This window comes from Burkholderia sp. Ac-20344, assembly GCF_017104975.1.
Lineage (GTDB): Bacteria > Pseudomonadota > Gammaproteobacteria > Burkholderiales > Burkholderiaceae > Burkholderia.
The window spans coordinates 13,630-27,669 of sequence record NZ_JAAGPP010000125.1; the positions used below are offsets into that span (position 1 = coordinate 13,630).

The window sequence follows — 14,040 nt, forward strand, 5'->3', positions numbered from 1 at the left end:
GCGCCAACCTTAAGATCGTCGATAAACGACACGGGCGCAGGTGTTTGCCGCTCTTTGTTTGAGTTTCGTCCATCGGGAGGACTAGTGCGAGTTGAAGTTCAAATCGTCAATGCTTTGACAGACGGAAAAGCCGGGGGTAATCCTGCAGGCGTCGTGATTGATGCCGATGAGCTTACGGCGAGTCAGAAGTTGTATGTTGCGCAGCGGGCCGCATTGTCAGAAACCGCGTTCGTGTCGAAATCGAATACTGCGACGGTCAAGTTGGAGTTTTTCACGCCGACGCGGCAGATCGCTCATTGCGGCCATGCCACTATCGCTACATTTTCTCTCTTGAGGGAAATCGGCAGGGTGAATGACGGCAAGTCGTCGAAAGAAACGATCGACGGATGTAGAGACATCGCAATTGATGGCAATATCGTTCTGATGGAGCAGCGCTCCCCTATTTATCGCTCAATCGGAGCGGACTCCCGGTTCTCCCAAAAGATCGCTCAATCGCTGGGCTTGTCAACTGCCCAAATCCATAGCGTCGAAAGCCCAACCGTCGTCAACACCGGCAACAGCTTTCTGATGATTGCGTTGCCCGACGAGCAATCCGTGGCTGCGATTCATCCGGACCAGCAAGCGATTGAATCGATCAGCGACGATCTTGATTTAATTGGTTATTACGTCTTCTCGGCGACGACGAAAATGCCCGGGCGCCATGCAGGCGCCCGCATGTTCGCGCCGCGTTTCGGAATTGCCGAAGAGTCGGCGACAGGAACGGCAGCCGGGCCTCTGGCGTGCTTGCTATATGAGCGGATGGGTGCAGGCGACACGGAAATAATCATTGAACAAGGGCACTTGATGCCGCAGCCCTCGCCGAGCGTCATCAAGGTCATTCTCGATACTGACAGCGGCAAAATCTCGCGATTGATGGCCGGAGGCACGGGAGTTGTCATGCGGTCGATCGCCGTCGAGATCTGATGTTGCTTTGAGCGTCCGCTTCCCGAATGCCAGAATGGCTTCAATGGGGCGCGAATTCAACCCGTCGATAAACGACACTCACGAAAATTCGTGGAAGATCTTCTCCATCGTGACCATGAGAATCCTTCGCTTCACTCCACTGCTGGCGCTCGCCGCCGCCCCCATCGTGCAGGCCGCCGACAATCAGGCTTGCGACGACGCGACCGTCGTTTCAGTCGCCCGCTGGGCCGGCATCACGAACGCACGTCTTGCCGCGCGCGACACGAACCGGCTCGTCGTCGCGTCGGCGTGCAAGATCATGCCGAATGCGCCCGAAACGACGATCGCGGCCGTCGCGTTCGATTCGCTGCCGAAGAGCAAGAATCCGGACGAAAGCAAAAAGCTGCAGATCGTCGCGCTTGTCGAAGGCGGCAAGGTCGTGGCGGCCGATCGGTCGGTGGTCGAAGAGGACGCGGCGACGGAGATTGGCGAGAACAGCTATCGCATCGACACGGCACCCTACCGGCTGTCGCCAGACGTGCGCGCGTTCGGCGTCGTGTTCAGCAGCACCGCACACGGACCGAGCTGCCCTGATGCCTATATGGAGAACGAACTGACACTGTGGATTCGCGAAGGCGCTCGCATCCGCCCCGTATTCGGTACCAATCTCAACGGCTGGGTCGCCGTCACAGGTACCGCATGCGGCCCCGATACCAGTGACCTGCGCAGCGAGTCTGCCCGCATGACGATTGCTGTCGAGAAGACGTCGCACAACGGCTTTGCGGACCTGTCGATTACAGCGCACGTCACGAGCATGGAAAGCGACGACGACAAACACCCGGACGCGGGAAAACGCACCGTGCGCACGGTCGTCAAATACGACGGCAAGTCTTACGGGATCGATATGTTCCGGGACTTCTGGTATTCGCCCACCGCGATGAAGCGCTTCAAGTAACGCTACGGCGAGCCGCCCCACCCGCCTACTCCACCACCTTCGGCCCGATCCCATCGCCCGACGCGGGCATCCGCAACGCATCATCCCGCACGCGTCGCGCCTCCCGCGCCGTATACCGATCCTTCAGCCGCAGGAACGGTTTTTCAACGAGGAAGTAGCTGGCCGTCGCGGCCAGCAACGCCCACACGATCCCGAGCGGAAACGCGTGCGGAACCGTCAGATCCGGGTTCGCAAACGGCTGCTGCCACAGATAGAGGCTGAACGAGATCGTACCGACGAACACGACCGGCCGCGTACGCAGCCAGCGCGCACACCAGAAGTCGCTACGGAAATTCAGCACGACGATCACGATCGCGATCAGCGCGGCTTCAATCGTCACGCCGTAAGTCGCATTCCAGAACCCACCAAGCCGATGTTCGGCGAGCGGCATGCCGATCAGCACGATGACGATGATCGCCGTCACGATGCGCGCCTCTCCGCGCCATGAACGAATCCACGCCTCGAGCCGTTCGCGGTTGAGCGACGCATAGCAGCCGATCAGGATCGAATCGACGCCCGTGTGCAGCATCATCCCGAGCTGCCCGCGCAGCGCAGGCGCCACGAAATACGTGACGGTGCGCACCAGCGGCACGACCAGAATCAACGCGCCCAGCCAGCGCGTGCCGCCGCGACGCATCCCGTACACGAACAGCAGCGGCCAGAACCAGTAGAACTGTTCCTCGAGTGCGAGCGACCAGAAATGGCCGAGATACCACGCGCCGTCCGGATGCAGCATGTTGTCGCCGGTCAGCCCGAACCACGCCGAGTAATTCCACAGATGCAGCGCCGCATACAGCCACTGCCGCCGGTCGACGTCGAACCAGCCGGCGAAGGCCACGACCGCGACCGCCGCGAGATAGACGTAGCAGGCCGGCCAGATCCGCAGCGCGCGGCGCACGTAGAACGACGTCAGCGCGATGCCGCCCGTGCGCGCGAACTCGGCGCGCAACACGTTGGTGATCAGGAAGCCGCTGAGGACGAAGAAGATCAGCACGCCGAGCCGGCCGTCGGCGATCAGCCGCAACGGCGCGTACCAGCCCGTATAGCCGCCAGGAAGCACGTGCTCGGCATGTCCGACCACAACCATCGCGACCGCGACGGCGCGCAACCCGGTCAACTGCGTGACGCGATGGTTCATCGGCTGGTTTCCGTTGGCACGGTGGATAGGCAGCAGACCGGCGCCCCGCTTCGGCACGCCGATATGCCGCCGGGATTTTGTATGAAAAATATCGAAATGAAATTACTTCAAAAATCCCCGGGCCCGCACGGGCAGCCGCGCACGCCGCAACGACCCGACGCCCGGGGCGGCGAATGGGCATAATGACAAGCCTTGTCCGGCGGCGGCCGGCCCGATGCCAACACAACGAATTTTGCGGCGGCGCAATATCCGTAGTCCCCCGCCCGCACACCGGCCCGCGCCTCGCCCGCCTCCTGTCGACCCTTACCCGGAGCCTGCCTGTGTACCCACCGATCGAACCCTACGCCCACGGCCACCTCGACACCGGCGACGGCCACCGCATCTACTGGGAGCGCTGCGGCAACCCGGCCGGCAAGCCCGCCGTGTTCCTGCACGGCGGCCCCGGCGCGGGCTGCAGCCCTGACCATCGCCGCCTGTTCGATCCGGAGCGCTACGACATCCTGCTGTTCGACCAGCGCGGCTGCGGGCGCTCGACGCCGCATGCCAGCCTCGAGAACAACACGACGTGGCATCTGGTCGCCGATATCGAGCGCCTGCGCGAGATGGTCGGCGCGGAAAAGTGGCTCGTGTTCGGCGGCTCGTGGGGCAGCGCGCTGTCGATCGCATACGCGGAAACGCACCCCGAGCGCGTGAGCGCGCTGGTCGTGCGCGGCATCTTCACGATGCGTCGCGCGGAATTGCTGTGGTACTACCAGGAAGGCGCGTCGTGGCTGTTCCCCGACCTGTGGGAAGACTTCCTTGCGCCGATTCCGGAAGCCGAGCGCGGCGACCTGATGGCCGCCTACCACCGCCGGCTGACCGGCAACGATGAAGCCGCGAAGCTCGAAGCCGCGCGCGCGTGGAGCATCTGGGAAGGCCGCACGATCACGCTGCTGCCCGATCCCGCGCTCGCCGCGCACTTCGCGGACGGTCACTACGCACTCGCGTTCGCGCGAATCGAAAACCACTACTTCGTGAACAAGGGCTTCGTCGAGGAAGGCCAGCTGCTGCGCGATGCGCATCGCCTCGCCGGCATTCCGGGCGTGATCGTGCAGGGCCGCTATGACGTCGCGACACCCGCGCGTACCGCATGGGACTTGTCGAAGGCATGGCCGGATGCGACGTTCGAGATCGTGCCCGGTGCCGGGCATGCGTACAACGAGCCGGGGATCCTGGACGCATTGATCGCGGCGACGGACCGGTTCGCCGCGTAGTCCATGCAATGCAGCGCGGTGCGTGCGGCCGTGCCTGCCGGCACGCTCACGCGCCGCCCGGTCAAAGCGCCGCTTCGACGATCGCCTTGCCGCTGATCGCCCGCTCGACGAGCTGCTCGTCGCCGACCTTGCGGATCGCGTCGTCGAGCAGCCCTTCCGGCTCCTCGGTCGCCACCTTCAGCAAACCCGACAGACCGCGCGCGTCGAGCACCACCAGCGTCTCCATCGAATCCGCGCGGCTCACGAGCACGCGGCGCCACGCCGGCCCCGCACCGAAGCTCGCGCAGAGCGCAATCGTGTCGCTGCCGAGCGTGTAGTCGAATTGCTTGATCATGATCCGCCGCCGTTGCAAGGGAATGGCGATGCGCGACGGTGCGGCGCCGTGACGTCGACGCACCCGCGCATGCCGCCGGTGCCCCGGATCGAGTCCGATCCGCTCGCCGGCATGACCATGCTAGGCGTGCAGTATTAATGAAGACTTAAACGGCGATTCGCACGGGCACGCGGCATGCGTTACGCCGCGTCGAGCGGCTCCACCGTCACGCCGACCTTCAGCTCCTGATCCGCGCCGCCGCCGCGGATCACGCCGCGCAGCGGCGTCACGTCCGCATAGTCGCGGCCGACCGACAGCATCACGTAGTCGTCGCCCGGCGCGCGATCGTTGGTCGGATCGAGCTGCAGCCAGCCGTTGTCCTCGGGCCACGCGGGGTCGTACACCTCGACCCATGCATGCGACGCGTCGGCGCCGATCAGCCGCGGCTGCCCGGGCGGCGGCTGCGTGAGCAGGTAGCCGCTCACGTAACGCGCGGCCAGCCCGAGCGAGCGCAGCGCGCCGATCATCACGTGCGCGAAATCCTGGCACACGCCCTTGCGCAACCGCAGCGCATCGAGCGCCGACGTCGTGATGTCGGTGCTGTTCGGCGTATACGCAAAATCGGCATGCACGCGTCGCATCAGCTCCCACGCGGCCTGCACGAGCGGTCGTTGCGGCGTGAAGCTCGCGGCCGCATACGCGGCGAGTTCGGGATCGCACCCGACATGCGGCGACGTGAACACGAATTCACTCGCCGCGTCGTAAGGCTGCCCTGAACGAAACCGCAAGCGGTCGCGCACGGCTTCCCATTCGGTCGCCTGCTTTGCATCGGGATGCGCGATCGCGGGCGGCGGCTCGCCGCGCGCACCGCGCGACCACACGGGCGGCGACACGCGTACCGTGCTGCGGCTTCGCACGAGCAGCGCGTCGTGCGGCTGGTTCAACGCAAACGATGCGCGCGCGTTGCCGAATGCATCGATCTCGGTACCGACCGATTCCGGCGCGGGATCGATGTCGAGCGCGAACGACAGCACCTGCTGGCGCGGCGTGACGAGCGGTTGCAGGCGTGCCTGGTGCTGCGCCGATTCGACGCGCGCCGCGTAGCGGTATTCAGTGTCGTGCGTGACGCGCAGCAACCGGCCCGACGCAACGCCGGCCGTCGCGGCCGGCACCGATGCCGGTGCCGATGCGTTCCGCGCATTGCCGGAACCGTGCGGCGCTTTCGCCGCGCCTTTCGTCGTCACCATAACGTCCTGCCCGCCTCGCGCACGTGGCTGAAATAGCGCTCGCCGATCCGGTTCGACAGTTCCCAGACCGCCTTCACCGTCGTGTCGAGCGCATCGAGCAGTTTCTCGTGCCGGCCGCCGTCGGCTGTTTCGCACAGCTCGTGCAGCGACCATGCGGGGATGTCGGGAACCGTCTCGGCCAGCTCGGACAGCGCGTAGCCTTCGCTACGCTCGACCTTCGACAGCCGGCCGCGCAGCGCCTGCACGACCCAGCCGAGCGAGCGCGGGTTGTCGGTATCGAGCAAGACGAGCGACAGCAGCGGCGCAACATCGAAGCCGCGCTGGAACCGCGAACGGAACGTGATCGTGCTGTCGAACAGTTCCAGCACGAGCTCGAAGCCGTCCTGCCGGTGCACCGCGCCTTCGTCGAACGCGAACTTCAGCACGCTGCACAGGAAGTCCATCCGGTCGATCTGCCGGCCGATCGACAGCAACCGCCAGCCGTCGTCGCGCGTCATGTTGTCGGTCTGCGCGCCGGTGATCGCGCCGAGCAGCAGGCCGAGGCGCTCCAGCAACTGCAGTGCCTCGTTGCCGATCTGCTCCTCGGCCTCCGGTTGACCCGCGCTGTCCGCGAACAGTTGGGTCGCATCGTCGATCAGCCGCCACTGATCGCTCGACAGCCGTTCGCGGATCGCGGCGGCTGCGCCGCGCATCCCGAACAGGCACGCCGCGATGCCCGACGTGCGATCCGCGCCGCGCGTCAGCGACGTCGCGAGCGCGTGCTGGAACGCACGCGGCGCATCGACGGCGTTCGGCGCATCGGCTGCGATCAGGCCCGTGTCGCGGCACAGCGTGTCGATCAGTTCCAGGTGCGCCGGGCTGTCGACGTCGTCCTCGCCGCGCAGCCGTTCGAGCGCGGCGCGCGCGAGGCGCATCAGGTTGGTCGCGCGCTCGGTGTAACGGCCGAGCCAGAACAGGTTCTCGGCCGCGCGGCTCGCGATCGCTCGCGGGCGCTCGACGAGGTCGTCGGGGCCAAGGTGCGTCTGCAGCAGCGTCGTCGAATCGACGATGCCTTCGGTCATCACCCACGTATCGACGGTGCTGCCGCCGCTCGGCATCGGCGCGTTGAACAGCGTGTCGCGCGTGCCGACCCGCGACAGCCCGCCCGGCAGGAGCCGCCAGCGCTGCGCACCGTCGGCGAGTGCGAAGACGCGCAGCAGCACCGGCTTCGGCAAGATGCGCGCGCTGCCGTTGCCGTCGGGCGCGTCGTGGCGCGGCCAGGTCGGCGCCTGCGATAGCGGCAGGTCGGCCTGCACCGTGTAGTGGTCGGGCTGCGCGAGGATCCGCGCGCGCCATTCGGCCAGTTGCGCCTGCGTGAGCCGCGCGCCGATCACCGGCTCGAATGCACCGCCGGCCTGCACCTCGGGTGGATAGGATGCCTTCACGATGGCGCGCGCGAGCTGCGGCAGCGCGTCGGCGCACGCGGCCGCCTCGCCGCACCACCACGAATGCACGGCCGGCAGCGTCAGCGTTTCGCCGAGCAGCCCTTCCGCGAGACGCGGCATGAAGCCGAGCATCGCCGGCGATTCGAGAAAGCCCGAGCCCGGCGCGTTCGCGAGCAGCACGTTGCCCGCGCGCACGGCCTGCAGCAGCCCCGGCACGCCGAGCATCGAATCGGGCCGCAGTTCGAGCGGATCGAGCCACGCGTCGTCGACGCGCCGCAGGATGCCGTGCACGGGTTCGAGCCCGCGCAGCGTCTTCAGGAATACGTGGTTGTCGCGCGCGGTCAGGTCGCCGCCTTCGACGAGCGTGAGGCCGAGGTAGCGTGCGAGATACGCGTGCTCGAAATACGTCGCGCTGTGCGGCCCCGGCGTCAGCAGCACGATCCGCGAATTCTTGCGGGCCGGGCTGAGCGCCTGCATGCTCTGCAGCAGCGCGCGGTACGCGGACGCGAGCCGCTGCACGCGCAGCTCGCGAAACCCGCGCGGAAAGAGCCGCGACACGATCAGCCGGTTTTCCAGCAGGTAGCCGAGCCCGGCCGCGCCCTGCGTGTGCTGCGCGACGATCCGCCACTGCCCGTCCGGGCCGCGCGCGAGATCGAACGCGACGACGTGCAGCCAGGTATCGCCCGGCACGCGCGCGCCGCGCATCGCGCGCAGGTAGCCGGGATGCCCGGTGACGAGCGCGGGCGGCAACAGCCCCCGCTCGAGGATCGTCTGCGGCCCGTACAGGTCGGCCAGCGTCGCGTTGAGCAGCCGCACGCGCTGCAGCACGCCCCGCTCGATCGCGACCCAGTCCTCGGGTGTGACGATCAGCGGCAGCAGGTCGAGCGACCACGGGCCGGCCGAGCCGTCGCCGGCGTGCTGCTCGTGGAGTTGGTAGAACAAGCCGTTCTCGCGCATGCTCCGATGCAGCGCGTCGGCACGGCGATCGAGGTCGGCCACGCCGTCGCTGCCGATCGACGTGAAGAAGCTGCGCCACGCGGGCGCGAGCGCAGGCGCGTTCAGGCCGGCCGCGCTGCCGCGCAGTTCGTCGTAACGGCCGGCGGCTGCCGGCGCCGCAAGCGCGGCGGCCAGTTCCGCGGCATCCGGCTGCGCGCCGGTATCGAAAAGCGTAGGCATCGCGTCGGGGGCGGCGAGATGGTGGGTGTCAATGGGCGGCACGGTATCGTTCCGTCGTCAGGGCGCGGGAGCGGATGCGCACGCGCACCGCCACGGGGGTGGCGGTGCGCAGCGCGCGGCCGCAATCTGCCCGCATCCTAGCATTCCCGCGGAGTCGCGACCGACCTGTTTTCCCGGAGATCGCGAACCGCGCATCGTCGTCCGCCCCGCCATCGTCCGGTCACGGCCGCCGCAGGTCGAGCGTGAACGGGAACTCGCGGCTCGGCGCGGCAGCCGCGACATCCATCCGCCCCGGCGTATGCCCCATCTCGACGAAGCGTGCGAGCCGGCGGCTCTCGGCCTCGTACGCATTGACCGGGAACGTCGCGTAGTTGCGCCCGCCCGGATGCGCGACGTGATAGCGGCAGCCGCCGAGCGAGCGCTGCAGCCACGTATCGACGATGTCGAACGTGAGCGGCGCGTGCACGCCGATGGTCGGATGCAGCGCCGACGGCGGCGACCACGCCTTGTAGCGCACGCCCGCGACGTATTCGCCGACGGTGCCGGTCGGCTGCAGCGGCAACGCGCGGCCGTTGACGGTCACGACGTGCCGGTTGTCGTTCAGCCCCGTCACGCGTATTTCGAGCCGTTCGACCGACGAATCGACGTAGCGCACCGTGCCGCCGGGTGCCCCCTCCTCGCCCATCACGTGCCACGGCTCCAGCGCGCCGCGCAGCGACAGCTGCATGCCGTTCACCGCGATCTCGCCGAACAGCGGGAAGCGGAATTCGAAGTGCGGCGCGAACCACGCCGGATCGAACGCAAAGCCGGCATCGCGCAGTTCGGCCAGCACGTCGTCGAAATCCATCTGAAGAAACGCGGGCAGCATGAAGCGGTCATGCAGCGCGGTGCCCCAGCGCGTGAGCGGCGTCGTGTACGGCGCGGCCCAGAAACGCGCGACCAGCGCGCGCAGCAGCAACTGCTGCACGATGCTCATCCGTGCATGCGGCGGCATCTCGAACGCGCGCAGTTCGAGCAGGCCGAGCCGGCCGGTCGACGAGTCGGGCGAATACAGCTTGTCGATGCAGAACTCGCTGCGGTGCGTGTTGCCGGTCACGTCGATCAGCAGGTTGCGCAGCACGCGGTCGACGAGCCACGGCGGCATGTCCTGCCCGAACAGCAGCTTGTTGCGCTGGATCTCCGCGAACGCGATGTCGAGCTCGTAGAGCTGGTCGTTGCGCGCCTCGTCGACGCGCGGCGCCTGGCTCGTCGGCCCGATGAAGAGCCCCGAGAACAGGTACGACAGCGACGGATGGTTGTGCCAGTACGCGATCAGGCTCGCGAGCAGGTCCGGGCGGCGCAGGAACGGGCTGTCGGCCGGCGTCGCGCCGCCGAGCACGAAGTGGTTGCCGCCGCCCGTGCCGACGTGGCGGCCGTCGACCATGAACTTCTCGCTGCACAGCCGCGACTGCCACGCGGCGTCGTACAGGAATTCGGTGTGATCGACGAGCTCGTCGAAGTTCGTGGCCGGGTGAATGTTCACCTCGATCACGCCGGGATCGGGCGTCACCTGCAGCAGCTTCAGCCGTGCGTCGCGCGGCGGCGGATAGCCTTCCAGCACGAGCTTCACGCCGAGCGCGTGCGCGGTCAGCTCGATCGCGCCGAGCAGGTCGAGATAATCCTCGAGCGCGGCAAGCGGCGGCATGAACAGGTACAGGATGCCGTTGCGCACTTCGACGCACAGCGCGGTGCGCGTGATCCACGCGGCCGATTCGAAGCGCTCGGGGCGGCGACTCGGGTCGCGCGCCGCCGCAGTCCGGCCGTTCCCGGCCGTACCGTCGTCGCGCCACTGCATCACGGTCTGCGCGGACGCCTCGCGATGCACGCCGGACAGGTAGCGCGGCGCGTCGGCCGGGCCCGCGTAGCGTGCGCGGATCGCGGCGGCGTCCGGCAGCGCGTCGCGCGGCGCGAACGGATCGCGCTCGACCAGGTACGGATAGTCGGCGCTGCTCGCCCACGGCAGCGAATCGAGCGGCAGCCGATAGCCCATCGGCGAATCGCCGGGCATGAGGTACATCCGCTCGTCGCGGAAGAACCACGGGCCCGTCTGCCAGCGCGGCCCGTCGAGGCCGATCGCATCGTCCGCGCGCTTGACCGGCAGCACGTAGCCGACCACGCTGTCGAGCTGCTGCTCGAACACCTTGCGCAACCGCGCGCGTTCGAGCTCGTCGTCGAGACGCGAGTCGAACGGGTCGACGTTGACCGGCAGCCGGCGTTCGCGCCACAGGTAATACCAGACGTCCTCGTAACCGGGCCGGATGAATTCGCCGGTCAGGTTCAGCCGCGCGGCAAGCGCATCGATGAAGCGCTTCGCGTCGTCGGTCGTATAGGCGGACGGCTCGCGCTCGTCGGCGAACAGCGACGGATCGTGCCATACCGGCTGGCCGTCGGCGCGCCAGAAGATCGACAGCGCCCAGCGCGGCAGTTGCTCGCCCGGATACCACTTGCCCTGCCCGAAATGCAGGAAGCCGCCGTCGCCGTATTCGGCGCGCAGCCGCTGCACGAGTTCGGTCGCGTAGCCGCGCTTGGTCGGGCCGAGCGCGTCGGTGTTCCACTCGGCGCCGTCGCGATCGTCGATCGACACGAAGGTCGGCTCGCCGCCCTGCGTGAGCCGCACGTCGCCGGCCGCGAGTACGCCGTCGACCTGCGTGCCGAGCGCGCGCACGGCATCCCATTGCGATTCCGTATACGGCTTCGTCACGCGCGGCGATTCGTACACGCGCGTCACGGTCATCTCGTGCTCGAACGACACCTCGCACTCGTCGATCAGCCCCTCGACCGGCGCGGCGCTCGTCGGCTGCGGCGTGCATGCCAGCGGAATGTGGCCTTCGCCGGCGAGCAGGCCGGAGGTCGGGTCGAAGCCGATCCAGCCGGCGCCCGGCAGGTAGACCTCGCACCACGCGTGCAGGTCGGTGAAGTCGACCGACGTGCCGCTCGGGCCGTCGAGCGACTTCACGTCGGGCGTGAGCTGGATCAGGTAGCCCGACACGAAACGCGCAGCGATGCCGAGATGGCGGCACAGCTGCACGAGCAGCCATGCGCTGTCGCGGCACGAACCCGACGCGAGTTTGAGCGTCTGCTCGGGCGTCTGCACGCCCGGCTCCATCCGCACGAGATAGCCGATATCGTGCTGCAGTTGCTGGTTCAGCGCGACGAGGAAGTTCACGGTGCCGGCCGGCGTGCGGTCGACGCCTTCGACATACGCGCGGAACAGCGGCGCCGCGCTCGTCTCCGGATCGCACACGAGATACGGCGCGAGCTCGGTCTTCAGCGTGTCGTCATAGCTGAACGGGAATTGCTCCGCGCTCTCCTCCAGAAAGAAGTCGAACGGGTTGTACACCGACATCTCGGCAACGAGATCGATCGTGATCTCGAAGTGCTCGGTGCGTTCCGGAAACACGAGCCGCGCGAGATAGTTCGAGAACGGGTCCTGCTGCCAGTTGATGAAGTGCTGCGCGGGCTCGACCGTCATCGAATAGGCGAGGATCGGCGTCCGGCAGTGCGGCGCAGGCCGCAGCCGCACGACCTGCGGGCCGAGGTTGACGAGCCGGTCGTAGCGATAGCGGGTGGTGTGGTGCAGCGCGACGTGGATGGACATGGGAGCTCGGTTCGGGTTAGGGTCTGTTCACGCTAATAACGGGCTTGCGAACGTGCCTTGCCGCTCGCAATGCAAGGAGCGAGGAGCGCCGTTTGGCCGTGCCAAACAAGCGACGATCGACGCCGCAGTGCGGGCGGTAAGGCACGTTCCCCTGTTTTGGGAAAATTCATTCGTGGGGCTGGCCCCCAGAAGGGCCGATCGCCGCGTCATACTCCTTGCGAATACGTCGAGTATTCGCTTCGTCGCATTCCTCGCGCTCGGCCCTTCTGGGGGCCAGCGCAAGCCCGTTATTAGCGTGAACAGACCCTAAGCCGGCCGCGCGCCGCGTCACGCTCGACGCGACGCGACGCGGCGGCCCGGCCTGGCTGTATTCGGCGAAAGTGCGCGTGAGGTCAGACGAGTTCCGGCGTCTGCACGACGCTGATTTCGACACCGACGGCCGTCGCGCCGAGCCCCGTCACCGGCTGCGCGTCGCGATAGTCGAGGCCGACCGCGATGCGCACGTAGCGCTCGTCCGGGCAACGATTCATGAACGGATCGAACCCGACCCAGCCGAGCCCTTCGACATAGGCCTCGGCCCACGCATGGCCGGCCGGCTGCTGCATCAGCCCGGTCGCTTGCGGCTGCCCGCCGAGCGCCGGTTGCGGCAGCCCCTGCGACTGCGCGGCATGCGACGCGCCGAGCGCCTGCTGCATGCCCTCAGCGCTCTGCAGCGCGAGCGCTTCCTCCTCCTCGTCGCTTGCGTTCTGCTTCGCGTCGGCGATGCGCTGCATCGCGCTGTCCGCCAGCACGTAGCCCGAGATATAGCGCGCAGGAATCTTCAGCACGCGTGCGGCCGCGATGAACGCATGCGCATGGTCGCGGCTCGTGCCCTCGCCGCTTTGCAGCGCGGTTTCCGCATCGACGGGCGCGTCGGCGGCCAGGTTCGGCGCATACGCGATGCGGTCGTGCACTTCCGTCATCAGCCAGTGCAGCGCGTCGAGGCTGCGCGGCTCGATCGGCAGCGCGTCGGTGAGCGCACGCACGGTGTCGCCCGCCTTCGTGAGCGCGGTTTCGCGCTCGAAGACCCACGGCGGCGCATAGCCTTCAGGATTGCCGATGATGCCCGAGCGGTCCTGCGTCTCGACGACGCCGGCCGCGATGACGACGATCTCGGCCTTCGCGCCGCGGTCGTGCCGCACGAGGTCGATCCGGTTGCCGAGCCCGTCGGCATAAGACAGCGTCGGCTCGACGCCGTCGATCGTGACCTGCCACGCACGCACCGTCTGCCCGGGGCCCGACTGCGGCCGCAGCCGCAGCCGTTGCAGTGCGTGGGTGGCTTGATCGTCGAACTGATAACGTGAAATGTGTCGAATGGCGAGTCGCATGGCAAGTCTCAGTCGAAGTTGTAGGCCTGGGCGATTTCGAGCCCGAGGCTGTTGTTGCGGCCGATGAAGTCGGTCAGGAACTCGTGCAGGCCGCTCTTGAAGATCCGATCGACCGAGGTATCGGACAGCATTTGCAGGATCTTCGTGGCCGTGTCGTGACACGGGTGTGTCACGCCGTAATCCTTCGCGAGCAGGTTCAGGCTCGACACGACGCGCCCGTAGCAATAGCGCAGCGAACGCGGCATGCGGCCGTTCAGGATCAGATAGTCGGCGATGTTCATCGGCTTGTACTGCACGTCGTACACCCAGCGGTACGAACGGTGCGCGGCGACGCAGCGCAGGATGGTCTCCCACTGGTAGTTGTCGAGGATCGTGCCGACGTGCGACACCGACGGCAGCAGCAGGTGATATTTGACGTCGATGATCCGCGCGGTGTTGTCGGCCCGCTCGATGAACGCGCCGATCTGCGCGAAATCGAAGATCTCGTTGCGCAGCATCGTGCTGTAGAAGCTGCCGAGGATCAGCGCGGTCTCGCGCTTCACCTCGTCG

Annotated in this window: 10 protein-coding genes; 3 read left to right on the forward strand and 7 right to left on the reverse strand. The window is 67.3% G+C overall.

From position 1 onward, the window contains the following. The first annotated feature begins 84 nt into the window (after positions 1 to 84). Positions 85 to 963 (forward strand): PhzF family phenazine biosynthesis protein, encoded by an 879-nt coding sequence (locus G3N64_RS29825; RefSeq protein ID WP_205787309.1) that lies wholly within the window; start codon positions 85 to 87, stop codon positions 961 to 963. A gap of 115 nt (positions 964 to 1,078) precedes the next feature. After that, positions 1,079 to 1,897 (forward strand): multidrug ABC transporter ATPase, encoded by an 819-nt coding sequence (locus G3N64_RS29830; RefSeq protein ID WP_205787311.1) that lies wholly within the window; start codon positions 1,079 to 1,081, stop codon positions 1,895 to 1,897. 25 nt (positions 1,898 to 1,922) lie between these two features. Here G3N64_RS29830 and G3N64_RS29835 read toward each other — a convergent pair whose 3' ends face one another. Then, complete coding sequence (locus G3N64_RS29835; protein ID WP_205787313.1) at positions 1,923 to 3,074, reverse strand: acyltransferase; 1,152 nt, start codon at positions 3,072 to 3,074, stop codon at positions 1,923 to 1,925. A 320-nt stretch (positions 3,075 to 3,394) separates the two neighbouring features. Here G3N64_RS29835 and pip point away from each other — a divergent pair, with 320 nt between their 5' ends. Beyond that, positions 3,395 to 4,327, forward strand: a complete 933-nt coding sequence (pip, locus tag G3N64_RS29840) for a prolyl aminopeptidase (RefSeq protein WP_205787315.1) — start codon at positions 3,395 to 3,397, stop codon at positions 4,325 to 4,327. Between the two features lie 61 nt (positions 4,328 to 4,388). Here the strand turns inward: pip and G3N64_RS29845 are convergent, their stop codons facing one another. From G3N64_RS29845 to G3N64_RS29870, 6 genes are all read right to left on the reverse strand, one after another. Then, entirely contained in the window at positions 4,389 to 4,661 is a 273-nt protein-coding gene (locus G3N64_RS29845; protein ID WP_175866353.1) for a hypothetical protein, read from the reverse strand. 179 nt (positions 4,662 to 4,840) lie between these two features. Further along, positions 4,841 to 5,887, reverse strand: a complete 1,047-nt coding sequence (locus G3N64_RS29850; RefSeq protein ID WP_205787317.1) for a transglutaminase family protein — start codon at positions 5,885 to 5,887, stop codon at positions 4,841 to 4,843. After that, positions 5,881 to 8,487: a circularly permuted type 2 ATP-grasp protein gene (locus G3N64_RS29855; RefSeq protein WP_205787325.1), complete on the reverse strand. Its 2,607-nt coding sequence runs from the start codon at positions 8,485 to 8,487 to the stop codon at positions 5,881 to 5,883. The genes G3N64_RS29850 and G3N64_RS29855 overlap by 7 nt, the downstream gene beginning before the upstream one ends. A 220-nt stretch (positions 8,488 to 8,707) precedes the next feature. Then, on the reverse strand, positions 8,708 to 12,124 hold the full coding sequence (locus tag G3N64_RS29860) for a transglutaminase family protein (protein ID WP_205787319.1): 3,417 nt from the start codon (positions 12,122 to 12,124) through the stop codon (positions 8,708 to 8,710). 392 nt (positions 12,125 to 12,516) lie between these two features. After that, on the reverse strand, positions 12,517 to 13,491 hold the full coding sequence (locus G3N64_RS29865) for a transglutaminase family protein (RefSeq protein WP_205787321.1): 975 nt from the start codon (positions 13,489 to 13,491) through the stop codon (positions 12,517 to 12,519). 8 nt (positions 13,492 to 13,499) lie between these two features. After that, positions 13,500 to 14,040, reverse strand: a 541-nt coding sequence (locus G3N64_RS29870; RefSeq protein ID WP_205787323.1) for an alpha-E domain-containing protein, incomplete at its 5' end; no start/stop codon positions are given.